Source organism: Moorena sp. SIO3E8 (assembly GCF_010692445.1).
GTDB classification, from domain to species: Bacteria; Cyanobacteriota; Cyanobacteriia; order Cyanobacteriales; family Coleofasciculaceae; genus Moorena; species Moorena bouillonii.
Genome location: NZ_JAAHHM010000103.1, coordinates 1 through 24,320, shown reverse-complemented (window position 1 = coordinate 24,320; position 24,320 = coordinate 1). Strand labels below are relative to the sequence as shown.

General features: G+C 42.8%; 27 protein-coding genes and 1 pseudogene. 17 read left to right on the top strand and 11 right to left on the bottom strand.

Translation table 11 applies throughout. The features are described 5' to 3' along the window. Positions 1 to 84: pseudogene (locus tag F6K46_RS29225) on the bottom strand (transposase); the annotation flags it as partial. A 75-nt stretch (positions 85 to 159) separates the two neighbouring features. On the opposite strand from F6K46_RS29225, the gene F6K46_RS40345 reads away from it, so the two are divergent. Further along, positions 160 to 324 carry a toxin-antitoxin system HicB family antitoxin gene (locus tag F6K46_RS40345; RefSeq protein WP_364306339.1) on the top strand — a complete coding sequence of 55 codons (165 nt, stop codon included), beginning with the start codon at positions 160 to 162 and terminating at the stop codon, positions 322 to 324. 501 nt (positions 325 to 825) lie between these two features. On the opposite strand, the gene F6K46_RS29220 is transcribed toward F6K46_RS40345, so the two are convergent. Further along, positions 826 to 1,047: a DUF3134 domain-containing protein gene (locus tag F6K46_RS29220; RefSeq protein WP_075903876.1), complete on the bottom strand. Its 222-nt coding sequence runs from the start codon at positions 1,045 to 1,047 to the stop codon at positions 826 to 828. Between the two features lie 73 nt (positions 1,048 to 1,120). On the opposite strand from F6K46_RS29220, the gene F6K46_RS29215 reads away from it, so the two are divergent. Next, positions 1,121 to 1,705 carry a PAP/fibrillin family protein gene (locus tag F6K46_RS29215; protein ID WP_293065517.1) on the top strand — a complete coding sequence of 195 codons (585 nt, stop codon included), beginning with the start codon at positions 1,121 to 1,123 and terminating at the stop codon, positions 1,703 to 1,705. A gap of 145 nt (positions 1,706 to 1,850) precedes the next feature. On the opposite strand, the gene F6K46_RS29210 is transcribed toward F6K46_RS29215, so the two are convergent. After that, positions 1,851 to 2,849 carry a PRC-barrel domain-containing protein gene (locus F6K46_RS29210; protein ID WP_070395043.1) on the bottom strand — a complete coding sequence of 333 codons (999 nt, stop codon included), beginning with the start codon at positions 2,847 to 2,849 and terminating at the stop codon, positions 1,851 to 1,853. A 347-nt stretch (positions 2,850 to 3,196) separates the two neighbouring features. Continuing rightward, positions 3,197 to 7,180 carry a chromosome segregation protein SMC gene (smc, locus tag F6K46_RS29205; RefSeq protein ID WP_293065520.1) on the bottom strand — a complete coding sequence of 1,328 codons (3,984 nt, stop codon included), beginning with the start codon at positions 7,178 to 7,180 and terminating at the stop codon, positions 3,197 to 3,199. On the opposite strand from smc, the gene F6K46_RS29200 reads away from it, so the two are divergent. The 4 genes from F6K46_RS29200 to F6K46_RS29185 all read left to right on the top strand — a co-directional run bounded on the left by F6K46_RS29200 (position 7,077) and on the right by F6K46_RS29185 (position 10,992). Beyond that, a complete protein-coding gene (locus F6K46_RS29200) occupies positions 7,077 to 7,310 on the top strand; it encodes a hypothetical protein (RefSeq protein ID WP_293065523.1) in 234 nt (77 codons plus the stop codon). The two genes, smc and F6K46_RS29200, sit on opposite strands and share 104 nt — an antisense overlap. Positions 7,311 to 7,692: 382 nt before the next feature. Then, positions 7,693 to 8,247 carry a pantetheine-phosphate adenylyltransferase gene (coaD, locus tag F6K46_RS29195; RefSeq protein WP_293065514.1) on the top strand — a complete coding sequence of 185 codons (555 nt, stop codon included), beginning with the start codon at positions 7,693 to 7,695 and terminating at the stop codon, positions 8,245 to 8,247. Next, positions 8,154 to 8,900 (top strand): ATP synthase F0 subunit B, encoded by a 747-nt coding sequence (locus tag F6K46_RS29190; protein WP_293065511.1) that lies wholly within the window; start codon positions 8,154 to 8,156, stop codon positions 8,898 to 8,900. The genes coaD and F6K46_RS29190 overlap by 94 nt, the downstream gene beginning before the upstream one ends. Before the next feature lie 547 nt (positions 8,901 to 9,447). After that, a complete protein-coding gene (locus F6K46_RS29185) occupies positions 9,448 to 10,992 on the top strand; it encodes an NAD(P)/FAD-dependent oxidoreductase (protein WP_293065508.1) in 1,545 nt (514 codons plus the stop codon). Between the two features lie 120 nt (positions 10,993 to 11,112). On the opposite strand, the gene F6K46_RS29180 is transcribed toward F6K46_RS29185, so the two are convergent. Next, positions 11,113 to 11,274 (bottom strand): YlcI/YnfO family protein, encoded by a 162-nt coding sequence (locus F6K46_RS29180; protein WP_293065505.1) that lies wholly within the window; start codon positions 11,272 to 11,274, stop codon positions 11,113 to 11,115. A 191-nt stretch (positions 11,275 to 11,465) separates the two neighbouring features. Between F6K46_RS29180 and F6K46_RS29175 the strand changes: the two genes are divergently transcribed. The 5 genes from F6K46_RS29175 (at position 11,466) to F6K46_RS29155 (ending at position 15,225) form a co-directional block, all read left to right on the top strand. Then, positions 11,466 to 12,116 carry a Uma2 family endonuclease gene (locus F6K46_RS29175; protein ID WP_293065502.1) on the top strand — a complete coding sequence of 217 codons (651 nt, stop codon included), beginning with the start codon at positions 11,466 to 11,468 and terminating at the stop codon, positions 12,114 to 12,116. A gap of 107 nt (positions 12,117 to 12,223) precedes the next feature. Then, positions 12,224 to 12,559, top strand: coding sequence for a XisI protein (locus tag F6K46_RS29170; protein ID WP_293065500.1), 336 nt, complete (start codon positions 12,224 to 12,226; stop codon positions 12,557 to 12,559). 526 nt (positions 12,560 to 13,085) lie between these two features. Further along, positions 13,086 to 13,307 carry a hypothetical protein gene (locus F6K46_RS29165; protein ID WP_293065497.1) on the top strand — a complete coding sequence of 74 codons (222 nt, stop codon included), beginning with the start codon at positions 13,086 to 13,088 and terminating at the stop codon, positions 13,305 to 13,307. A gap of 90 nt (positions 13,308 to 13,397) precedes the next feature. Continuing rightward, positions 13,398 to 14,456 (top strand): Rpn family recombination-promoting nuclease/putative transposase, encoded by a 1,059-nt coding sequence (locus tag F6K46_RS29160; RefSeq protein WP_293065495.1) that lies wholly within the window; start codon positions 13,398 to 13,400, stop codon positions 14,454 to 14,456. 142 nt (positions 14,457 to 14,598) lie between these two features. Beyond that, entirely contained in the window at positions 14,599 to 15,225 is a 627-nt protein-coding gene (locus F6K46_RS29155; protein ID WP_293065492.1) for a type I restriction endonuclease, read from the top strand. Positions 15,226 to 15,385: 160 nt separating this feature from the next. Here F6K46_RS29155 and F6K46_RS29150 read toward each other — a convergent pair whose 3' ends face one another. Next, the gene (locus tag F6K46_RS29150) at positions 15,386 to 15,526 is read right to left on the bottom strand and encodes a hypothetical protein (protein ID WP_293065489.1); all 141 of its coding nucleotides are present in this window, start codon (positions 15,524 to 15,526) and stop codon (positions 15,386 to 15,388) included. A 57-nt stretch (positions 15,527 to 15,583) separates the two neighbouring features. Here F6K46_RS29150 and F6K46_RS29145 point away from each other — a divergent pair, with 57 nt between their 5' ends. From F6K46_RS29145 to F6K46_RS29120, 6 genes are all read left to right on the top strand, one after another. Further along, positions 15,584 to 16,231, top strand: a complete 648-nt coding sequence (locus F6K46_RS29145) for a Uma2 family endonuclease (protein WP_293065487.1) — start codon at positions 15,584 to 15,586, stop codon at positions 16,229 to 16,231. A 219-nt stretch (positions 16,232 to 16,450) separates the two neighbouring features. After that, positions 16,451 to 16,819, top strand: a complete 369-nt coding sequence (locus tag F6K46_RS29140) for a XisH family protein (protein ID WP_293117598.1) — start codon at positions 16,451 to 16,453, stop codon at positions 16,817 to 16,819. 35 nt (positions 16,820 to 16,854) lie between these two features. Beyond that, a complete protein-coding gene (locus tag F6K46_RS29135; protein ID WP_293053766.1) occupies positions 16,855 to 17,190 on the top strand; it encodes a XisI protein in 336 nt (111 codons plus the stop codon). Positions 17,191 to 17,321: 131 nt separating this feature from the next. Then, complete coding sequence (locus F6K46_RS29130) at positions 17,322 to 17,675, top strand: Uma2 family endonuclease (RefSeq protein WP_293040149.1); 354 nt, start codon at positions 17,322 to 17,324, stop codon at positions 17,673 to 17,675. Between the two features lie 250 nt (positions 17,676 to 17,925). Beyond that, positions 17,926 to 19,152 carry a transposase gene (locus tag F6K46_RS29125; RefSeq protein ID WP_293053769.1) on the top strand — a complete coding sequence of 409 codons (1,227 nt, stop codon included), beginning with the start codon at positions 17,926 to 17,928 and terminating at the stop codon, positions 19,150 to 19,152. Between the two features lie 21 nt (positions 19,153 to 19,173). Continuing rightward, positions 19,174 to 19,422: a Uma2 family endonuclease gene (locus tag F6K46_RS29120; protein ID WP_293053772.1), complete on the top strand. Its 249-nt coding sequence runs from the start codon at positions 19,174 to 19,176 to the stop codon at positions 19,420 to 19,422. Here the strand turns inward: F6K46_RS29120 and F6K46_RS29115 are convergent. The 5 genes from F6K46_RS29115 to F6K46_RS29095 form a co-directional block, all read right to left on the bottom strand. Beyond that, on the bottom strand, positions 19,394 to 20,344 hold the full coding sequence (locus tag F6K46_RS29115; protein ID WP_293053775.1) for a 2-hydroxyacid dehydrogenase: 951 nt from the start codon (positions 20,342 to 20,344) through the stop codon (positions 19,394 to 19,396). The two genes, F6K46_RS29120 and F6K46_RS29115, sit on opposite strands and share 29 nt — an antisense overlap. A gap of 38 nt (positions 20,345 to 20,382) precedes the next feature. Continuing rightward, positions 20,383 to 21,966, bottom strand: a complete 1,584-nt coding sequence (locus F6K46_RS29110) for an NAD(P)/FAD-dependent oxidoreductase (protein WP_075903160.1) — start codon at positions 21,964 to 21,966, stop codon at positions 20,383 to 20,385. 8 nt (positions 21,967 to 21,974) lie between these two features. Next, complete coding sequence (locus tag F6K46_RS29105) at positions 21,975 to 22,784, bottom strand: class II aldolase/adducin family protein (protein WP_075903162.1); 810 nt, start codon at positions 22,782 to 22,784, stop codon at positions 21,975 to 21,977. A 64-nt stretch (positions 22,785 to 22,848) separates the two neighbouring features. After that, entirely contained in the window at positions 22,849 to 23,724 is an 876-nt protein-coding gene (locus tag F6K46_RS29100; protein ID WP_293053781.1) for a phytanoyl-CoA dioxygenase family protein, read from the bottom strand. Between the two features lie 28 nt (positions 23,725 to 23,752). Continuing rightward, positions 23,753 to 24,320 (bottom strand): hypothetical protein (locus F6K46_RS29095; RefSeq protein WP_293117595.1); only part of this gene is annotated, 568 nt, incomplete at its 5' end.

The window sequence follows — 24,320 nt, the reverse complement described above, 5'->3', positions numbered from 1 at the left end:
TACAAACTGACCAGTCCGTATCGCCTCATCAATGGCGGCATATTGAGTTTTATTCCCTTTGACCTTAAATTCTAAGACGATCATTTTGACGTGGAATAACTCTACGTAATATTATAGCACAAAAAAAGCCGTCCTAGAAGGACGGGGCTTGAGACCCAAATTTTTGGTCAACTCAAAGGGATAGAACCGGAAAAGCCTTTCAAGGGAAGCGTTAACATCAGACCTGGAACCAACCTTCATCGACGTGCTGCATACGCAGCTATTGAACAAGGGATAAACTTGAACCAGCTAGTGACAGAGGCACTTGAGCAGTATCTCAGATAACCGCTTGACCCTGCTTCAACCGAAAAGCGGCGGAGTGGGAGCGATCGCACTCATGCACTGCCAACCCTACAAGAACTAGCAACAGTAGGGGTAGGGTGGGCAAATTGTGAGAATTTGATGATTTGACCAGCTCGCCCATTTGCTCACCAAACCAGATCAGGCGATCGCACTGGTCTCATTTGTGCTATGTTTTAATTCGAGTGATGGGTTGTTATTGTGCCGTTTGCATCTACGCTAAATTCGGTCTCAAATGGTATGGGTTTAGTGTCGCCAGAAATGCAGTTGTTAGACTGACCAATAATAGTGAATATCGGATCAGTCAATTCATGGATAATTAGGTTTTAAAAACGGTGTTTTTTTTGGTATAATTTAGTTGATAAAACAGAATTTCAGAAATGATTCAGCAACGGTTACATTGTGAATCATTTCTGATGGCTATTCGGTTCCAATTCGCCTAAAATTATTCGCTAAAACTAGACTATTTGGTAAAACTAGTTAGTGTTAATTCAAACTTTCTTCCTCCTCCTCGTAGCTATTGTCCTCTACCCCCATCAGTTCAGAGATTTCTACGTCATCACCTAGGGGATTTTCTTCCTCTAAAATCTCCCGTGGGATCAGGCGATTATTAGACTCTAACCAATCTAAAAGGGAAGTTTCTTGCTTAAGGGGAATGACCTCAGCGAGTTGATCACGATGTAGTTCACGTAGAGCAGGATTGTACATAGGCGTCTTCAGCTAATATGGACAAGGTGAAAACCTTTAACTTTGAGTCTAGCAGTCAGCTAGAGGAAATTTTATGATTGGCAAGGCGGAACTCTTAGAAGCGATCGCAGGAAAGAATCGTGGTCTATTAGCAAGCAAAACCGATAAAACAGCAATACTCGCAGCAGTTACTCAACTGGAAGGGAGAAACCCCACCCCTCGACCCCTTGAGGCGCAAGACTTGCTAGATGGTAACTGGCGTCTGCTATATACCACGAGTCAAGAACTTTTGAATCTTGACGGATTTCCCTTGGTACAACTGGGTCAAATCTACCAATGTGTTCGTACCTCAGATACTAAAATTTACAACATCGCTGAATTATCTGGTATTCCTTATCTCGAAGGTGTTGTCTGTGTTTGTGCTAAATTTGAGCCAGTATCTCAATGCCGGGTTAATGTTAGGTTCGACAGGTCTATCATTGGTCTACAAAGCTTGCTGAGCTATAGCTCTGCCAATGATTTCATTGAGCAAATCGAAGCTGGCAAAAAGTTCCCAGCTATTGACTTTCCCATCAATAGGGACAACCAACAGGGTTGGTTAGAGATCACCTATCTTGACGATGACCTGCGCATTGGACGGGGGAATCAGGGGAGTTTGTTTGTGTTAACCAAGAAATAAGTAGAGAGTAGGGAGTAGGGAGTAGGGAGTAGGGAGTAGGGGTTGGGAAAATTGAGTGTACCTCATAACTATGATCAACGCTATATCTGTTCCCTAACCCTCAACAAACAACTGTCAACAAACAACTGTCAACAGTGATCATGTATTAGTAACCAGCCTCTTCTTCGTATTCTGGAGCTTTCTTTTTCTCAGGAATGTTGACTCGCGGTGCTTTGTAAGGCTCTGGGGAGCGGTCATCATCCCAGGCATCACCCTCGACTTCGTACTTGTCATAGTCCTGGGTGTTAGTTTTACCATAGTTTGGCTCAGGTGAGCTATAGACTGGCTGCTCGTAGCGCACTGGCTGAGGGGACTCTTCCCGTTCATCGCTCCAGTTATCTTCTTCTAATCTGGCTTCGACATACTTCTTCGGAACTGGTGCTTCTCGTCTGATCGGCTCTAGTTCTGGCTCTTGCCAATCGTCATCCCAGGCATCTTGAGCTCGGTTGGCATTCTCTACTGTCTGAGAGATCGGAGTACGTATTGGAATCCCGGTTCCCAGTTGATTTTCTGGTCTAGCCGTTGGAGTATAGTAGGGGTCTTCTGTGTCCTTTTCCCAAGGGGGTCTGCCAACCCCCATACGTTCTAATACCCCGACGGTTAACTGGACCAGATGCTCTTGAGCTTCCTCAAATACAATTAATCGGTCTGGACCACTGCTGACAATTTCATCAATGGGTAGCTCATAAGTACTAATAACCTGGTCGGGTATTTGGGGCAACCCTATCGATGCAATGATTAGGGCGGAAACGGTGCCATCTTCTACATTGAACTTGAAGCCTCTAACCCGACCTAAGAGTTCACCGGTTTCGGTGATCACTTCGCTGTTAATCAGGGTACTATAGGCATCGACATCAATATCTTCGATAACGTCTTGATCATCTACCAGGATGACATCACCAAATTGTCGAATGCTGCTCAGGAGCATGTACTTTGGCATACCGGCTACTGCCAGGAGGTTGTCTCGCAGACCCAGTGCCACAACCTGGCGTCTGTCTATATCTACCAAGAGCTCCTTGACGACTCCGAGGCGTTTGCCATTGTCACGGGTAATTACCTGAGTATTTAAGATATCGGAGCGTGGACGAATTTGTTCCGTTGTCATTATATCTCGCTTTTCCTGAGCTATACTCCTGATGGATTAAAAATAAATAATACGTGAGCATTAATTACGTGAGCATTCAGCTAAAGGCCTTGGCCGTTGGCCACGCTACGCGAATGGCCACGCTACGCGAACAGCTTTCAGCTAAGGTAATGCCACCCTGATAGTTAATCAACAGACTACAGAGGTTATATATAACCTCTGAACATCAGTTTTTTTCGTACAGGACCCCCTTCGGACGAGGGGTTCGTGGGTCGGTTCTCTCCAAAACCAATCATGAATAGCTTATAGCTGATTAGCCTTGGGCTGAATGCTTACAATAATACTGGATTTGATCAATGGGATTTTATCTAGTTAACCGTACTTTTGGGTGATAGTTTTAAACCCAAGACTTGAGTGTATGCTCCCCTGGCTTGGGTAACACCAATGGTGCGTTGAGCAGACTCAATCATAGGACGGCGTAAGCTCACTACAATAAATTGCGCAAGTTTAGCCTGTTGTTTGATCATTTTAGCTAATCGCTGGACATTTGCCCCGTCCAAAAACATATCGACTTCATCAAAAGCATAAAATGGCGAGGGGCGGTAGCGTTGTAGGGCAAAGATAAAGCTAAGGGCTGTGAGGGATTTTTCTCCTCCTGACATAGATGCTAGCCGCCGCACCGGTTTACCTTTGGGGTGCGCCACCAGGTTTAGTCCACCGCTAAAGGGGTCCTCTGGATCATCGAGTTGTAAATAACCATCCCCATCGGACAGTTCAGCAAAGATGGCTTGGAAATTTTCATTGACGGCATCAAAGGCTTCTTTGAAAGCACGGTATCTCAAGGTGGTAAAGTTTTCTATCCTTAGCAACAGTTCAGTACGTTCACCAGCTATGGTTTCGAGTTTCTCAGACAGTTCCTGGAGGCGAGCTTGAGTTCGGTCATATTCTTCTAAGGCCAGCATATTCACGGGTTCCATAGCCTGTAGACGTTTCTGTCCGTTGCGCAGTTCCTTTTGTAGTTGTTCTAGTTGAGCAGCTAGGGAGTCAAGGGCAATTCCCTCTGAGCTTTTTTTATCACTAGAGGGGGAATTTTTATTGACAATTGGAGGTATTTCTGGTATATGGTCTGGTAATTCAGCAGCTTGGTCTTGGAGTTGAGTTTGGAGACTAGCAAGTTTTTCGGCTCTAGCAGACTGGGTTTCTTGAAGTTTTTGCTGTTGCCAAGAGGTTTCTTGGTGTTGTTGGCGCAGGTTTTGTAGGTGTTGCTCGGTGCGATCGCGTTTTTGTTTCTCTTGCCCCAATTTCTCCTCTAACTGCCTTAAGGCAACTGTCGTTTCAGTAATTTGCTTGGTGAGTGTTTCTAACTGAGTGTTAATTGCTGATTGCTGCTGTTGCCAAGATTCGATTTGGGTTTGATAGTCTGCTATTTTGCGGTGGCCTTCGGTAAGTTGATCCCTCAGGCGCTGTTGCTGATTCTCCTTCTGTTGTAGCTGTTTCTCGGTATTTCTCAAGGCTTGTTCACACTCGCGCAACTGAGCTTCTTGGGTTTTAATGATGTTCTGAATCTGTTGCCACTCGTTATGAGTTTGAGACTCCTCCAGTTGAGCCAGTTGTTGCCGTAAGTCGGCAAGTTGGGATTCTTGTTGGGGTAACTCTATCGCTATGGTCTCTAGCCGTTGAGTAGCGGCGGAGATTTCTTGGTTGTTTTTAGCCAGAAGCGTACGCATTTGGCCTTGATTGGTCTGAGATTGCTCAATCTCCCTTTTTAACTGTTCCAAACGTAATTTTGTTTCCGAGTGTTTTGCCCTAGTTTCTGTCAATTCCTGGGTAATTTGTTTGACCGAGGCAGATTCGGTAGTAATCAATCCCTCGCAATGGTTTAGAATCTGTTCAATTTCCCCTAACCGGGTTCGCAAGGTACGGATTTCAGAGGACTCCATGGTGTCACTGGTACCAAAGTGCAATCCCGAACGGTGACTGGTGCTACCACCAGTCATGGCACCGCTTATTTCCAAGATTTCCCCATCTAGGGTAACAATGCGGTGTTTACCCAAGTAGGTACGGGCATCATTGAGAGTTTCAAAGACTACTGTAGACCCAAACACATAGGCAAAGACTTTTTGGTAACGGGGGTCGCAATCGATTAGCTTAATGGCGTAGTCAACAAAGCCCTTAGCATACCGTAGCACAACCGTTTCGGTAAATTGCCTAGGTTGGATTTTGGTCAGAGGTAAGAAGGTGGCTCTGCCAGCGCGTTTTTGTTTGAGGAGTTCGATCCCAGCCGCTGCTACACTATCATCTTCTACCACTAAATTACCGAGGCGTGCGCCAGCGGCAATTTCTAGGGCTAGCTGATAGCGGGGTTCAACTCTACCCAATTGGGCGACTAATCCACAAACCCCTATTAGATTACTTTCTAGGATAACTTTAGTAGCAAAAGTCCCTTGGGCTTCTTGTTGAGCTTGGGCTTGGGCTTCTAGTTTATCGAGTTGCCGTTGTTTTTGCCGTTGTTCCCCGAGCAGGCGAGTTTGGGTTTGTTGTTGGAGTTGTAGTTGTTGTTCGGTATTCCCTAGGGATTGGGCGAGGGACTGGACTTGTTGGGAATAAGTGCTTAATTGGGTCTCTAATGCCACAGCTTGGGTTTGCTTAGTGGCGATTTCTGGTTCTAAGGTTTGCAGTTGCTGGGTTTGGTCTTGGATTTGTCGATTTAGCTGATTCTGACGCTCTTGGAGTTGAGCTTGCTCGGTTCTTTGGGGGTTGATGGTTTTGAGTAGGGTGTCGATCTGCTTGGTGAGGGTGGTTTGTTGTTGTACCCAGGCATCACTAGCGGCTGCGATCGCATTGGCTTGTTCTCGGCTTTGGTTGAGAGTAGCTTGAGCCTCATCCCGTGCCACTTGTAAGGAGGTTTTAGATAAGGTCTCTAGATCATTTTTTTCTGCAATCAACTGTTGCAGGGTTTGCTCGACTTGTTGAATTGTCTCTTGTGTACGTTGGAGATTGACAGCGGCATTTTGTAGATTCTCAGTTAGTTCCTGCTGTCGGGTTTGTAGTTGACGTTGTTCAGCTTGTTGAGTGGCAAGGGTGGATGCGATCGCAATTTGTTCTTCTTCGCCTAAGGCTTTGACCCGAGCATTGAGTTGGTCAAGTTCAGTGGTAGTTTGGTTAATTTGTTCCTCAATGCTAGTAATCTGAGCAATAAGCTGGGCTTTTTTTGTATTAGCAGCATCAATCTGCTGTTGGACTTGGGATACTTGCTTCTGGAGCAATCGCCATTTTAGAACAATTTCCCACTGTTGCTTTTGTTGGAGTTCAGCACGGAGTTTTTGATATTTCTCAGCTTTAGCACGGTCAGCAGCTAAGCGATCGCGTTGAGCCGTCAGTTCTTGTTCAATAATTCGGCAACGTTCTTCTCGCTCTTTGACAGTGGCGAGGGTTTGTTTAGTTTGGGTAATTTTGCGGTCAAAGGCAGCAACTCCAGCTAATTCGTCAATAATCTCCCGCCTTTCTCGGGATTTCATTGAGATAATACTAGTCACGTCTCCTTGCTGGACAACATTGTAGCCTTCTGGGTAAACCCGCAAGCGATTGAGTTGTTCATGAAGTGCAGTAACAGTAGAGGGTTCACCATTGATGTAGTACTGGGAACTGTAATTACCTTGTTTAGTGACTCGCAGCCGTCGGGTAACACTCCATTCTAGATCCGTTACAGGTTGCTCAGGGGTTGACGGTTGGTCAGGGGTTGAAGGTTGCTCAGGGGTTGACGGTTGTTCGCGTAGCGTGGCCTTTTGGCCAAGGTTAGTTGGTTGAAGGTTAGTTGGTTGAAGGTTATTGGGTTGAAGGTTATTGGGTTGAAGGTTAGTTGGTTGAAGGTTATTGGGTTGAAGGTTATTGGGTTGAAGGTTATTGGGTTGAAGGTTATCAGGTTGAAGGTTATCAGGTTGAAGGTTATGGGGTTGTTCGTGTAGCGTGGCCTTTTGGCCAAGGTTATTTTCTGAACCTTGGCCTTGTGGCCACGCTTCGCGAACAACCTGCAACTTCCTAACCTGTAACGGTTCGTCCAACTCTGTAACCTGTAACGGTTCGTCTAACTCGTCATAGTTATTGAAGTCAGATAAGTCAAAGGTAACTGTGACACTGGCTTCGACAGTGCCTCGATGTTCTTTATTGTGGTTAACTAAATCAGGAAGGCGTTCAGCTCGCATTCCTTTGGAACTGGCGATACCAAGACAAAATAGAAGAGCATCAAGGATGTTGGATTTGCCTGACCCGTTTGGCCCAGAAATTACGGTAAATCCTTCCAGGAGCGGGATTTTTGTGGTGCCGCCGAAGGATTTGAACCGCGAGAGTTCCACTCGCTTGATGTGTACCATAGGCGTTTCATCGGTTAAGGTTAACCGGGTCGTCACACAGAGTGTGCGTAGTGAACACATTGCTGATCAGCGTAGCATGGGCAATAGGCAGATGGCGCAACGGATGGCTTAATATATGATGTAAATGGGTTAACGGATGGAACGGATGGCGGATGGAGGGGGGACAGTTTAGGGCTGCAATTAAAATGCTCTATACTATATCAAAAAAAGCTAATCACCAATAACTAATGAGGGTGCATCTCACTTTTCCTGTTTGACCCGGTGGTGCGTTACGGGGCTGGCTGTCGCAACCAGGCACGAAGAGGCGGAAAATTAGGGCGACCGCCCCTAACGCACCCTACAGAACATTTTCAAATATGAGATGCACCCAACTAATGACTAGTGGCTAATCACCAATGAGTTAATAACTAATAGCTTAACTATTAGTTGAGTATGTCATGGCCATTAAACAAGCTATATAATCACTCCTTGAACCAATTGGTAATACTTGCGTCGTGATTGCAATCTATCCAGGCAGCTTCGATCCCATTACCCTAGGACACCTTGACATCATCCAGCGTGGCTGTAGACTCTTTGATAAGGTGATTGTGACGGTGTTGCGCAATCCCACTAAATCTCCCTTGTTCACAGTGCTTGAGCGAGTCGAGCAGATTAAACTTTGCACCCAACACTTACCTAATGTTGAAGTGGACAGTTTCACCGGTTTAACTGTGGAATATGCCAAACTGAAGAAAGCTCAAGTACTTTTGCGAGGGTTAAGGGTGCTTTCTGACTTTGAGAAGGAACTCCAGATGGCTCATACCAATCATACCCTCTGGGATGAAATCGAAACGGTTTTTCTCGCCACCTCTAACGAATATAGTTTCTTGAGTAGTAGCGTAGTCAAAGAGATTGCCAAATTTGGCGGCTCCGTCGATCATCTTGTCCCCCAACAGGTTGCCTTAGATATATACCGATGTTACGCCAAGAATCATCCCGGTACGACCCACCCGAGCAAAACAAACCCCCAAACCAGACTGAATCCTTTAATCCTGGATCAGGAGACATAGATATTCAGGGGCAATTTAACTATATCGAGGACATCATCTTCGATAGCCCCCACATCCCCTTTACCCGGCGCACCCTGATTGATGAAGAACTGTTGCTGGCTCAACTCGACTTGGTGCGGGAAAATTTGCCCTTGGCTTTTCAACAAGCTACTAGAATAATTGAAGAACACGATGCAATTATCCAGCAAGCTGAACAGTATGCTCAAGAAATTATTGAGACAGCTCAGCGGCGTGCTGAAATGATATTAGATGAACTCGGTATTATTCAGCAAGCGGAACACGAAGCCCAACAAATCAGCCAACAAGTTCAAAAAGAGTGTGAGGCGATGCACAAGCAAACGGCATCGGAGCTTGAGCAGATGCGCCGCAAAGCCCAGCAGGAACTGGAGCAAATGCGCCAAATGACCCTAGCGGAGTGTGAGGAAATTCAAAATGGGGCAGATGCCTACGCTGACGGAGTGCTCTACAATATTGAGCAGCACCTCAGTGACATGCTTAGAGTAATTCGCAACGGACGTCAGCAACTCAATGGTCCTGTCAAACCCCAAAACTCTGGCAAGAAAGACAATGGTAAGAAAGACAATGGTAAGAAAGATAATGGTAAGGGGGGTTCACGCTCACTTAAAATCCCATCGAAGTCAAAAAAAGGATGAACGATTAAGGATTAAGGATTAAATAATAAATATTTCATTTATCAGTTGTTAAAGGTATTGGTTGTTAAAGGTTTTTAAAGAGCTGGCGGCAACATAAACCATCCACGGAGGAGCCGGTGATGGTGATCGTGTCACGTGCGGTTTTCAAGCCAAGTCTGGGGAGTAATCCCCTGGTAAGGGTTAATATCAAGTCTGGTTGAATACCCATAATTAAGGGGGGCGCGGGGAGGGTGGGGAGATGGGGAGATGGGGAGATGGGGGAGGTTTTTATTAAGGGTAATTATCCTGAAATGATATAACCAGTTAGGGGAGTTATCGCTTAAAAAATGTGATGCTCTTAAAGAGCCGTTACGGGAATGCATTTTTGAGGGAAAATGAGTTTAACTCAGATCTTGCACCATTGTCATTAATCGTAGGGTGGGCAGTGCCTACCAACGCGCTTTGCAAGCTTCATTATCTGTCTGGTGCACTGCCCACCCTACATGAACCAAGCTTATTGAGAATGGTGCAAGATGTGAGTTTAAGAGCTAATTTAGAATAACCCTCGATGTTTAACCCTTACCGCCATACACAAGAGTTAGAGCGACCTTTTTCCTTTGAGCGCCTGTATCGTCATCCTGGTTCCCTTAGTCCCTACGATCAAGGTGGTACTCGCAAACGAATTGGGATTATCGGTGGAGGAATTGCTGGACTTGTTAGTGCTTACGAACTGAGTCAACTCAACCATCAAGTTACTGTATTAGAGGCTGATTCTCGCCTCGGAGGAAGAATTAAGACTCATTATTTTAGTGATGGGACTTATGGGGAATTAGGCGCAATGCGAATTCCTACTAGTCATGGCTGCACATTACACTATATAGATAAATTTAATTTACCAAAAAGACCTTTTATTAATTACAATCCCGCCGCTTTTTATTATCTACGGGGTAAAAAAACTCGTTTAGATAGTTACCAAGAGTTGTTTGGTGTTTACAAATTAACCTCTGATGAGCAACAAGACCCTGGGGAAATTTACGACCAGTTATTGGAAGAATTAATCGATTCTTTGACCGAAAAAGAGAAATGGGAGTTATTTGCACCCACTTTCACCAGTGATCAAGTTAGAAAATGGGATACCCTAACGTTTACCGACTATTTTCGCAGTCATCTTTCTCCCGATGCTTTTGAGTTACTCGGTCATGCTACTGGAGCAATTCATTACGACAAAGTATCTCTGTTAAATGGTTTAATTGACTTCTTTGCTTGGCATCGAGTAGAACAATATGAGCTAATCGGAGGACTGGAAACGTTAATTAAGGCTTTGGTTAAAAGGATATCAGGCATAATCCAGACTGAAGCCAGAGTAACAACTATAGAAATGACCGATAGAGGGGTTAGGCTGGTCTGGAATAAGCTGGATAAGCAACAAACCGCTGAATTTGACTATATTATCTGTACCATTCCTGCTACTGCTCTGGCTCAGATTAATTTTGACCCTAGTTTACCTAGCCAACAACGGGAAGCTATTAACAATTTGGGGTATTGCAGTGCCAGTAAAACTCTATTACACTGTACGGCTCGTCCTTGGGAATTTGCCGATCATGTCTATGGGGGTGGTAGCTTTACGGATTTAAATTTCGAAAAGTGTTGGTATCCTTCTGATAATGCTCAATTAGACTCAAAAAACCTTTCTCAACCTCATTTTGTTGCTAAAGATCAGGATATTTCTTATCAGCCATCAGTATTAACTGCTGCTTATCGCTGGGAAGATAATTCCAGGAAATTTAGGACTTTAGAGGAAACAGCTAAAACCGATTTAACCTTAGACGAAGTTTCCCAACTGCATCCTGATATTAAAGACTATACTGATGATATTATTCATAGTATTTGGGATGAAGATAATCAGTCTGGTTCTGGTTCTTATGCCTATTTTGCTCCAGGGGATCGGGAGAACTATCAACCATTACTCGGTCAAGCTTATCCCGTAGATAATCCTCGTGTTTTCTTTGCAGGGGAACACTTGGCAATTAATCATGCTTCAGTTCAAGGAGCGGTGCAAACTGCTGAAACAGCAGTTATTGATCTTCTCGAAAGTTCTATTTTTGAGATTTAATCGATTCTATTTATTTTCCTGGCTTCTCAAGCACTACCTAAACTAGATAAAGGCAAAAACAACAATAATGGATGCTCTTTAGTTCCTTCAAACCCGTATCTATCATAATAAGCCAGACGTTCAATTTTTATTAATCACTTTTTGGGCTTCTTTAACCTGAGCATGAACCATAAATTGATTTAAGGTTGCCCCGGTTAAATCCCCAGCCTTTTGTAAAGTATCTTTGACCGATGCAGGAAGCCTAGCTGTCACACGAGTATCATTAGGAGTGGTACTTGCCATCTGAATTTATTCCTCAATTTCTTTCATTATAGCAATTCTCTATCCCATGAGGTACAAAGGGATCCCCCTAAATCCCCCTTAAAAAGGGGGACTTTGAGGTTGATCAGCGTACCTGGTAAATGCCATAAAGACTATATAACAGAATAGTGTCATTTTGTCACCATAAATTTCAGCTTCAAGAAGAACGATCTATGACTCAAGCCAAAGCCGAACCGAAATTATACAGCTTTGATGAATTTATCAGCTGGTATCCCGAAAACTCAGCAGTCCGTTACGAGCTACATGATGGAGTAATTATTGAAATGCCCAAGCCAAAGGGGAAACATTCAGATCTAACTGGTTCCCTGATCGAGCAACTATTGATAGTTATCAGGCAGATAGGCAAAGGAGGCATTTGGACTATTCCTAGAGAGTCAATTGTTAAACCAAAACGGGAAAACTCAGGTTATGAACCGGACATCATCGTTTTGAACCAAGACGTTATGGAGGCTGAATCTCGCTGGGAAAGCGAATCAATTATTCAAAATCCTGATTCCGTCAAATTAATCGTCGAAGTTGTTTCAACTAATTGGCGTGACGATTACTACAATAAATTTCGAGATTATGTTCGCGTAGCGTCTCGAAGAGAAGAGATGGGGATCGAAGAATATTGGATGATCGATTATGCCGCATTGGGGGCGAGAAAATTTATTGGCAACCCCAAGCAACCCACATTTTTTGTTTGTCATTTAGTTGATGGGGAATATCAGATGACGCCCTTTACGGGAAATACTCCCATTGTTTCCCCGACTTTTCCCCAGTTCAAGTTATCCGCAAAGCAGATTTTCAAGCTGGCTTTGTAGGAAAACGTTAGCCAACGGCATTCATCTCAAGCTTTCGCAAAGCAAACGATTCAAGAATCTAAAATAAACCTATTGGTATATGAGCCAAATCAGGAGGTAATTTTGCAGTGGATAAGTTAATTCAGTATCGTCGTCTGATTCAGGAAACCTTGGAAAAGCATAGTCTGGTTAAGTTAGCCAATGAAGAGATCAAAGTCTATAAATTCTTCGATCCTGAGCAAGATCATTATCAAGTCTTTCATGCAGGATGGCAAAATTATCGTCGTGTTTTCGGACCTTTGATTCACATTGATATTATTGATGGAAAAATCTGGATTCAACATGATGGCACCGAGTTTGGGGTGGCGAATGAGTTACTTGAATTAGGGATACCGAAACAGGATATTGTCCTAGGGTATCATGCCCCATTTATGCGTCAATATGATGGATTTGCTGTTGGTTAGATTTGTTCTATAGCGGTTTGCGACTTTAAGTAGATATTTATGGTTTTTTAGGGAACAGCGGATCTGGGAACAGGGAACAGGGAACAGGGAACGGGTGCGTCCCTATCTCCCTATCTCCCTATCTCCCTATCTCCCCACCAATTACATTTGAGTCCGACGCAAGAAAAACCCCTGGTATCATAGTGAATTCCTGCTCCCTAAAAACCAAGAATTTGTAGCTCAGTTAATAAAAAAATTAGGTCAATAAATTACACATAATTGAGTCTAAAAATTGTCTATAAAACTAATTTTAAATAAATGTAAAATATTTTTATTAACCCTTGCATTTTTTCGAGGAGTTATCTATACTATAGAAGGTGACGACTGATACTAATAACCGCGCTGGTCATGCCCGTTAATCATCTCCAGCGCGGTTTTCCTCCCACCTAAATAGGAGCTACTTCCATGATGCCAAAAAAATCACGATTATCAATCCCGACTTTTCAGCAATCCACCGGATCTCTATCAAGGGATTAATATGAGTGGCATGGGCATAGTGCCCGCCCGGAAATTGAAACGGGCAAGATGCCCGTTCCACCAAGATGCCCGTTCCACCAAGATGTCCATGGCACGGCAAGATGCCCGTTCCACCAAGATGCCCATGGCACGGCAAGATGCCCATGCCACAAAACTATTAAAATCATCCCGTATTTATGGAACGCCAAAATTTGTCCATCACTTTTTTGAAAACCGCTCGCTATATAACTGATTATAGTGCAAACGATCCCAGCCAAAACTGTTACTATAAAGGTAAAGACATTAGCTAATAACTAAACGGTTTAATTAACCGTGTAAAACCATGAAATTCATCAGTCCTAAAACTGACTTTGCTTTAAAGAAAATATTTGGATCAGATCAGAGTAAAGATATTCTGATTTCCTTCCTCAATGCCATGATTTACTCCGGGAATTCGGTCATCCAAGATTTAGAAATTATTGATCCCTACAGTGCGGGGGATGTGGTTGATTTAAAAGACACCTATCTGGATGTTAAGGCAGTATTAGACAATAAAACGACTGTGATCATTGAAATGCAACTCTGGAATGTGGAGGCTTTCGAGAAGCGAGTCGTTTATAATTTGTGCAAAACCTACGGGAATCAACTTAAATCCGGACAGGGATATTTCGATCTCAATCCGGTCATTGCTTTAACTATCACTGATTTTAAGCTGTTCCCCTCAACAGAGAAAGTCATTAGCAGTTTTTACTTTCAAGAAGAAGAAGACCACTTGCCTTATCAGGAAAATGAGTTAAAGATGGTGTTTGTGGAACTTCCCAAATTTACTAAGCAGCTGGAAGAGTTAGAAAGTGTCGTAGATAAGTGGATCTATTTTATCAAAGATGCTCCCAGCTTAGAAGTTATTCCTGATCAGATGAGGGAAATCCCACAGCTGGAACAAGCTTTAACTATAGCCAATCAAGCGGGCTTGAGTGTAGAAGAATTGGAAAAGATCCGCAAACAAGAGATGTTCTTGGAGGACTGGCGAGGTGCATTGAGTCTAGCCAAAAGGGAAGGACGAGAAGAGGGAATAATAGAGGGAAGAGAAGAAGGACGAGTAGAGGGAAGAATAGAAGGACGAGTAGAGGGCAGAGAAGAAGGACGAGTAGAGGGCAGAGAAGAAGGACGAGTAGAGGGCAGAGAAGAAGGACGAGTAGAAGGCGAAAGAAGCTTACTATTGCGACAGCTTGAGCGCCGCTTTGGAAAACTAACAAGTAATGCGATTCGGCGAAGCCGACGCTACGCGAACGCATTGCTTGAAGCCTTGAATGCCCAAGATCTAGAACGCTTATCAGAAGCAATCTGGGATTTTAAGACCAGTGAGGATTTACTCAACTGGCTCCAAGAGCACTCTCACTAAGGGTAGCTATGCCTTAGTTGCCTAAAATCAGACTAGACCTCTTGGAAAAATTGGGAATCAAAAGGGATTACTTTTCTATTTCCTATGGACTTAACCTCCTACGTCCCTACTACTTTTTACTGGATTCAACCAATGACTCATTATGGTTCAAACGATTCAAGCTCAAGATCTTAGCCTAGAAGAACTGCAAGAACACTTTAAACTACAATTAACAACTGATCATCAATTTTTTCGAGAATGGCAAGACAACTTACCATCTTTAACGGATGAGGAAAAACGTTCTCTGGAAAGAGTCCGCAGCAACTACTTTAACTTGGTTAATCGCCGCCCTCTCTTAGAAGAGGCTGTAAAAATGGTGGTTTTATCACCATTACTCGATCTCGCTGGATTCTTTCAACCCCCCTTTTCGATCAGAACTGAAACTTCTGTGGAAATTGCTGCTGAAGACAATCAAGTAATTGTAAGAGGCAGGATAGATGTTTTAGTGGTGCGACAGAGACTTTGGATACTGGTGATCGAATCCAAAAGTACCAAGTTTGATGTGATGGCAGCACTGCCTCAAGCTCTAGCTTATATGCTGGATGGCTCCAACAGTGACAAGCCAAGGTTTGGTTTTCTAGTCAATGGGAGAGAGTTTGTATTTGTTAAACTCCAACCAGCAGATGTTCCCATCTATGGTCGTTCCTACGCCTTATCTATTGACAGGGAAAATGAACTGGAGCAAGTTTTAGCTGCTCTCAAAGCTATTGGTCGATTGGTATTAAATTAACTGTAAGCATTCAGCTATCAGCGAACAGCGATTAGCGCTACGCGCACGCTACGCGAACAGCTTTTGAATAAGCGATGCAGCGCGGTCTTGGGAAGGCAGTGCGGTCTTGGGGGTTCCCCCCATGAGCAACTGCCGTGGTTTCCCCCACTCGCGCTTTGCATCAAGAAAACAGGTCAGCATTCGAATAATGCTGAGTTATGTCACAGCGTCGTTCGCACAGCGTGGCCAAAGGCCAAAGCCTGTGCCAGAAAGCTGACGGCTGACGGCTGACTGCTGTTCGCTTAGCGTGCGCGTAGCGCATATGCTTACGATTAACCTTTGATGTTTATCCACAATCCGAAATTATAAAACATTCACCATGGCTGTTACTCTCCTACTCCAACAACTTACCGTTCCCCCAGGCCAAAGACTGTTGATTCATAACCTAAAGTGGGCTGAATTTGAGTCTGTTCTCGAAGAACTAGGGGAACATCGCTCTGCCCGTATTGCCTATAGCCACGGAACCTTAGAAATCAGAATGCCTACCCCAGAACACGAAGTCGATAAAGAACTGCTCGGTGATTTAGTGAAAATTTTGCTTGATGAGTTAGAAATCGACTGCGAGTGCTTTGGTTCCACTACCTTCAAGGGAGAAAATATGGACAGTGGCATTGAACCGGATCAATGCTTCTACATCCAAAACCACGCTAGAATGCGAGGCAAGCGGCGCGTCGATCTCACCATTGACCCACCGCCAGATCTAGCCATTGAAGTGGATGTCACCTCGAAGACTCAACTGGATGTCTATGGCAACTTAGGTGTGCCTGAACTCTGGCGCTATGAAAAAAATAAACTCAGGATTGACCTATTGCAAGGAGGTGAGTACCGGCAAGTTACCACCAGTCCGACCTTCCCCAGATTACCAATTCCAGACCTGGTAGCAGAGGTTTTAGCTCAAAGCCGTGAGACCGGGAGAAGTTCTGCGTTACGAGCCTTTCGCCAAAGACTAAAGCAACTGCTTCAATAAATTGATAGTTTAGTTTTGGGGGATAACCCGATGGCAATTATAGCGCTACGCGCAAGGCAAGAGGCAAAAGGCAAAAGGCAAAAGGCAAAGGTGCGCTTTCCAATGGGCGAGTAAATCGCCCTTGGGTCGCACCTAAAAGTTGACTACAATAGCTTTTGCTGCTTGTATCAATATCCTAACCTTAATGCGTAATCAGCTAATGATTTATAACCTTATCCTATGCCAGCTAAAGATATCTTTCATGATACTGTTAAAAACGCCCTAGTCAAAGAAGGTTGGATAATTACTGATGACCCTCTCTATCTTGATTATGGGGGAGTTGATATGTATGTTGACTTAGGGGCACAAAAATTAATTGCAGCCCAAAAATATCAACAAAAAATTGCTGTAGAAATTAAAACTTTTAATCGTCCTTCTCTAATTGCTGAATTTCATAGTGCTTTAGGACAGTTTCTTAATTATCGCCTGGTATTAGAAAATATTGAACCAGAAATAAAAATGTATTTAGCCATTAGCGAAGATGTTTACGAAGCATTTTTTACTCTGGTTTTTACTCAAAATGCAGTAGAAAAATATAAAATAAAATGAATTATTTATGATAGAAAAAAGGAGGTTATTAAACAATGGAAAAACTAGAACACTATAGAGAATTAGTCAAAAAACTCATCAATGAATACGGGCAATATAAACCTAGATATGGAGATATTGAAGTCCAAAAAATCTTTGATGTTCAAGGAGATCACTATCAACTGATGAACGTGGGGTGGCATGGAAATCGGCGTTTAAGAGGCTGTGTTCTCCAAATTGACCTTAAAAACGACAAAATTTGGATACAGCACGATGGCACAGAAATTGGCGTTGCTAATGAATTAGTAGAATGGGGTGTTCCCCCTGAAGATATTGTCTTAGCCTACCATGCTCCTTATAAGCGCCAATATACTGGATTTGGTGTTGATTGATTAAATATAGCAATTCTATTTTCCATGAAGTGAAAAGGGATCCCCCTAAATCCCCCTTAATAAGGGGGACTTTGAGGTTTAGAAGTGTACCTCATAAATGCAATAATCGCTATAAATAGGAGATTTTAACAATGCCTAGTTTAACAGTAAAAGATTTAGAAAAACTACAAGCTGAACATCCTGATTATCAGATGGAACTAGTGGATGGAGAAATTCTTGTTATGAGTCCTTCAGGGTTAGAATCAGATGAAGTAGCTGCTGCTATTGTTACCCAGTTATCAAACTGGGTACGACCTCGTAGACTAGGCAGGGTAACTGCTTCTAGTGGTGGTTTTCGTTTACCAAACGAAGATGGAGATGTCCGCGCTCCCGATGCTTCTTTTATCCTAGCCGAACGCTTACCTCGCACTACAGAAGGTTACGCGGAGTTAGCTTCATCCGCGAGAAGCCCCACATCTCAATGCTACGCCATGAGTGTGGGATGAATCGCGGACAGGATATGCATGGATTGGCCTACGGCCTCCGCTACGCAAACAGGGAAACGAGCTATCAAACTCCTAATCAACTCAGATGAGTTCATTCCTCTGTGATTGGCTTCTTGTTCCAGTTGTTTTTTTTTCAAAATCGGTAATAATAATTTTTAATTGTTTATTATTAAATTAGTATATATCCATTGCTATATGACCGGACGTTAAGTATAATATTACTAGGTCGATAAACAAGAGTAAATGTCAAATGAGAATCGCGTATCAGTACCGGTTAAAACCGACAAAATATCAGCAAACTAAGATAGATAACTGGCTATCGATGCTGTGTGCTCAATACAATTACTTGTTGGCTGACCGGTTTTATTGGTACGAACAAAATCGCTGCTCAATCAATGCTTGTCCTCTTGTCTGCCATCTTCCCGAATTAAGGGACAATCCAGATTACTACTCCCAGAAAAAGACTTTACCCAATCTCAAGAAGACTCATCCTTGGTATAAAGAGATTCACTCTCAGGTACTCCAAGATGTAGTTAAGAGAGTAAAACTAGCTTTTGACAGGTTTATTAAAGGAGATAGTAACGGCAGGCGAAGCGGAAGACCTAGGTTTAAAAAATGGCACCGCTACCGTACCTTTACTTACCCTCAAATGAAAGAAGGGTGCCTAGAAGGTAATCTAATTAACCTCCCCAAAATAGGTAAGGTCAAGGTTGTACTGCATCGCCCTATTCCTGATGGGTTTAAGATCAAGACCGCTTCGATCACCAAAAAGTGTGATGGCTATTACTTGGTATTATCTCTAGAAGATAATACCGTCCCCGAGGTTAATCCCGATATTAACCCTGATTCAATAGTTGGCATTGATGTTGGTCTTAAAGAGTTTTTGACAACTTCTGAAGGGGAAACAATAGAGATTCCCCAATACTACCGAAAGTCGCAAAAAAGGCTAAAAGTTATTCAAAAACGGGTATCCCGACGGAAAAAGGGAGGTAGTAACAGACTCAAAGCTATCAAGCAACTTGGGTTACAGCACAAAAAAGTAGCTGATAAAAGGAAAGATTTCCATTTTAAGACAGCTAATTATTTGTTATCAAAATACGATGTAGTCGCTCACGAAAAGCTAAATGTCAAAGGACTTGTCTTATCCAGATTGGCTAAATCTGTGTTGGACGCCGGGTGGTCAAGCTTTCTGAAAATCCTAAAAAGCAAAGCCGAGAATGCTGGCTTATTGGCGGTTCCAGTAAGTTCCCAGAATACTTCACAGAATTGTTCCAATTGTGGCAAGAAAGTTCCGAAAAAACTGCACGTAAGGTGGCACGATTGTCCCCATTGTGGATGTAGCCTAGATCGAGACCATAATGCAGCTATCAATATCAAAAAAAGAGCGGAAGGGCAGTCCGTTCTTAAAGCCCAGCGCCTCCTAAGCGATGGCCGGATTGGCTGGGAAGCCTACACTGAACCTGTAAGGTCAGTGTAGGAGCTGTCACTTCCTGACTTGATGTTTGAAGTTAAATCTAGAACTGATAGTTTGGCTAAATTACGCCGGAAGATCCAGGAATTTCTGGAATTGGGAACTAAAATTGGGGTGTTAGTGGATCCGAGAACTCGCACCATGGAAGTTTATCGCCTTAATAGAGATAAGGTTGTGCTGGGGGATGGGGATGTGCTGGAAGTACCGGAATTGCATCCGGGTTGGGAATTGAGACAGATAATTACTCTCAGCGTCGTAACTTATGAGGCGTGTTGACGGTGTATTGTGGCTGTTCACCTCGTTCGTAGCGTCTAATGTTATCAATCACCACAGCCGCAATACCATCGTAACTTACGTCGGTTATGGCAGCAATGTGTGGAGTAATAATTACGTTTTGCTGATCAAGAGAATCCGTGGGGGAGTCAACTAAATCAAGACCAGCTCCTGCTAAATGTCCCTTCTCTAGTGCTGCTTCTAAAGCATTTGTGTCCACTAAACCACCCCGTGCTACGTTGATGAGAAATGCTCCAGGTTTGATTGCTGCTAGTGTGTTCTGATTAATCAGATGATGAGTGTTTTTAGTATACTCGGCACACAAGATAATATAGTCAGCAATTGATAACGCTTCAGAAAGATTATTAGAGCCGTAAACTTTTTCTATCCCTGTTTCTGGTAACGCACCACGTTCTGGGTGTTGCCGAACCGCAACAAGACGCATTCCAAAAGCTTTTAGGCGTACCGCTAATGCCGTACCAATGTCACCAAGTCCAACGATACAAGCTGTTTTTCCCAATAAGGCAATACCTGCTTTTGCACTCCAGTCTTCACTTTTAGATGATTGCTGTGTGGTTGTTATGTGTCGCGAGAGCATGAGCATTAGCATGATGGCATGTTCGGCAACGGAATCAGCATTGCCAGAAATATTCCCAGGTACATGTGCTACCCATACTCCAGCACGAGTAGCTGCCTCAATGTCTATAGTTTCTATACCGACACCAAACTCTTGCACTAAACCAAAGTGTCCAGAGGCAATGATTGAAGCATCAATGTTAGCCATCCAAGGTATCACAACATCAACACTATCTAAATACTTGATAATAGTATCTGAGGGACAGGTGATAATTTCATGGTCTGATAGTTGTGATGCTAGTAAGTTCACTGCTAGTGTTGCGCTATCGCTACACAATAAAACTTTCATAATTTAGACTGAAAAACAGCATCAAGTAATCCTTAGCATCAACCCCCTATAATCTTCATAGCTGCATTATGCCCTGGAATCCCACTAACACATCCTCCCCGTTTAGCTCCAGAACCACACAAGAAGATATTATCAAAGCCAATCTCCACACCCCACATTCCCCGTTCTTCTTCTGATTCTACAAAAGGCCAGGAAAGAGATTGATGAAAGACATGACCTGTGGGAATGCCTACTTCTCGTTCCACATCCACTGGAGTTGCTACATCAACACAAAGTTGACCATTTTCATCCCGCGCTATACAATCTTCTATGGGATCTAATAAATATTGATTTACCCCATTAAGATACCTCTCCAATACTTTCTGTTTCTCTGTTTCATTGTCTTTAACAAATAAGCTATAAGGCATTTCCAACCCAAATAAAGTTAGGGTCTGGTAACCTTCTGCTCTCAGAGATGGGGAGAGGATAGAATCATCCGTTAAACTATGACAATAAAACTCGCCAGGGGGATGTTCTGGGATCACTCCTTCACAAGCCATTTTGTAGCTATCGATGATGTTTTGATAACCCTCGTTGACATGAAATGTTCCAGTAAATGCCTCTACAGGATCGTAATCTGCCTTCAAACGGGGTAACTTCCTTAAAACCATATTAATTTTGATAAACGATCCTTCATCTTTGGGATCGTTGGGAGGATTATACCCACTCAACAGTTGGGAAAGTTTTTTCGGAGCAAGATTAACTAAGACATATCTTCCACTGACATAGCTTTCTTGGTTATTATGTTGGAACTTTACGGTTGCTTGCCCTTCGTTTGGCTCTATTTTGGTGACTTCAGCATGGTTGAGTATCTCGACACGATTTTTTTTGCATTGAGCAACAAGTTCCTCTGTCAGCTTCCCCATACCACCCACTGGAACACACCAATCCCCTGTACCATTGGCAATAATATGATAGAGAAACGTCCGATTTTGTTTTAAGGACGAGTCATGGGGATGGGTAAAGGTTCCAATCGTTCCATCTGTGAATACTAAACCCCGCACCAAATCGCTTTGAAAGAATTCTTCAATAGCAACTCCCAAAGGTTGCTCTATAAATAACTGCCAAGCTAGCTTTTCTTCTTCTGTTTGAAAGCGATTTTTAATTTCATCTCTCGTCTGCATCGGTTCAAGCAACGAAGGCCAGATGTGCTTTCCTAAAGACTTTTGCAGTTGATGAAACTTGAGATAGCTTTGGTATTCCTCTAAATTTCCGGTGAGTTGCTTAAAGGAATGCTCAGTGACTATTTCAGATTCATTACTAATCAATAAACCCTGATGTTTTCCATTCTTCTCAAATGGACTGAAGGAAGCCGGATTTCTTTGTCGGAATTGAAAATTTAAATCTAGATCTGAGATAATTTTTGGTGGGAGCATTCCCACTAGATAGGCATACACTGAGAGTTTCGCTTCGATACCTGGAAATAGTTGTTCTGAAACAACTGCTCCTCCTACCTTATCTTGTCGTTCTAGCACCAAAACTGAGCGACCAGCTTTGGTAAGATAACAAGCAGCAATTAGTCCATTGTGTCCACCTCCGACGATAACGACATCGTAGTTTTTTTGTATATTTGAAGATGACATGATTTTTCCTAGGGTAACTTGGCTGGCAGTATGTCAATATAAGAGGGATCGAGCCGATCGAGCAAACGGCGATTAGCTTCCCATACACTCTGGAATTCTCGGTTGTTCTGGAGGAATGGACCCTCGAACTGCTTTGCTGTATGTTCGCAAATCTCAGGTGGTGGTATTATCGGCTTGGCGTTGCTACTTAACACATTAACCTGAATCTCGCACGCCTTATTCAGGTAGTACATGTAGTAGAACGCCTCTGCCACTGTTTCACCTACAGTTAAAAGACCGTGGTTACGGAGGATTAAACATTTCTTGTTTCCCAGAGATGCCACCAGCCTTTCTCGCTCATCCAGGTCAAGTGAGATGCCCTCATAATCATGGTAGGCAACCCGATTATAAAATTCCATGGAAATTTGGTTAAGGGGCAACAAACCCTCTTCCATAGCAGCAACAGCCATGCCACTAACAGTATGGGTGTGGATGATTGCATGGGCATTAGGGCAACCTAAATGAATAGCACTGTGTATTGTAAATCCAGCAGGATTTACTTCCGCGTCTGCCTGGTCAATTTTGTTGCCATTAGCATCCACTGGAACCAAATTTGATGCACATATTTCGTCGAACATCATACCATAGGGATTAATCAGGAATATTGGTGGTTCCTCTTTAATGCGCACGGAAATATGGGTGTAGATCATGTCTGTCATCCCATAATAGTGAATCAAGCGGTAAGCAGCAGCAAGATTTATGCGCAACTGTTGTTCTTCTTGGGAATAAAAGGTAGTTATGGGATTATTTGGATAGGAACTTTTTGTATTTACATTCATGTTTTTTTATGTTTTCATTAGTTTAGTCTTCACAGGAAACCGTCATGAATGCTACAAAATTTAATTAGCATGAAACGAATTTACTTTTAGAAATTAAATCACCATCCTTAAGGTCAGTTAATTTATAACCAAAGGAAGTTAAAGTATCATCACCTTTAGATTTTATCAGGGAGTATAGACCATCAAGTAAAATTTTTGAGTAGCGGGCTTGGGAATCTACAAAACGCATCGTGTATGCCATTCTCGATGGTAATTTTCCTTCCAGGAGGGGGACACTTCTATGCCAAACAAATTTGTCTAGTAGAAGGGCATCACCCACTTCAAAGCTATCTTCTACTTTATTTTTATCTAAAACCATCTCTTCAACTTTAGAAGCATAGAAAAACTCAAAATAATTAAACTCTTCGGTTTGACAAAATTCTGCAAAATCTTTGTGTTGTATTAGTTCGTACCGGAGGGCATAGTACCCAGAGGTTGGATAAGCCTTTCGTGGTACATATGCCATGCCTCCATGTTGCTCTTCGGTATTAATGGGAACTAGGGGTATCCAAATAGAATATCCTAAATCTTCTGGTTTAATGAAGTTGAAGCTAACTAAATCTAGATGGAAATGAAATCCTTTTCTGTTTGGTTTTAATTCAAATCCCACACCTTGGGTGAAGATTAATTCATTTTCGATTAATTGCTTTAGGGTATTTTTAAAGTTTTCGTGGGAATAGATTTTTTGGGTTACGGCATTTTCTAGGTCATAGCCCAGTCTGGAAAAATCACCACTGTAAGATTCGGGAACTCTTTTTACTTGATTGGATTGGGCGATTAAATTCCGTAATTTATCGATTGCTTCATCCGTAAATAGTTTTTTGAGTTTGACAAACCCATTCTCAGCAAAAGAGTTTTTTTCTTCTGGGGATATAGTGATTTTGTTGACTAGCAAAGACATAAGCTTTTAATAAATCAGGATGTAGGATTTAGCATAAGTTAGAGCTATAAACAAATTTACTCTTAGAGATTAAATCACCCTCTTTAAGATCGGTTAATTTATAACCAAAGGAAGTTAAAGGATCATCCCCCATAGCTTTCACCATGTAATTAAAATCATCAAGAAACTTTTTCCCATAGCGGGCTTGGGAATCCACAAAACGCATTGTGTATGCCATCCTCGATGGTAACTTTCCTTCCCTCAGGGGGGCACTCCTATGCCAAACGAATTTGTTTAGTAACAGAGCATCACCTACTTCAAAGTCATCTTCTACTTTATTTTTCTCTAGAATCAATTCTTCCACTTTGGAAGCATGGGGAAAGTTAAAAAATTTAAAATCTTCAGTTTGACAAAATTCGGCAATATTTTCGTGTTGTACTAGTTCATAAATCAGGGAAAAATACCCAGAGGCAGGATAAACGTTTTGAGGTACATATGCCATCCCTCCGTGCTGATATTTGGTATTAATGGGAACTAGGGGTATCCAAATAGAATAGGCTAAATCTTCTGCTTGAATAAAGCTAAAACTAGCTACATCCAGGTGGAAATAAAATCCT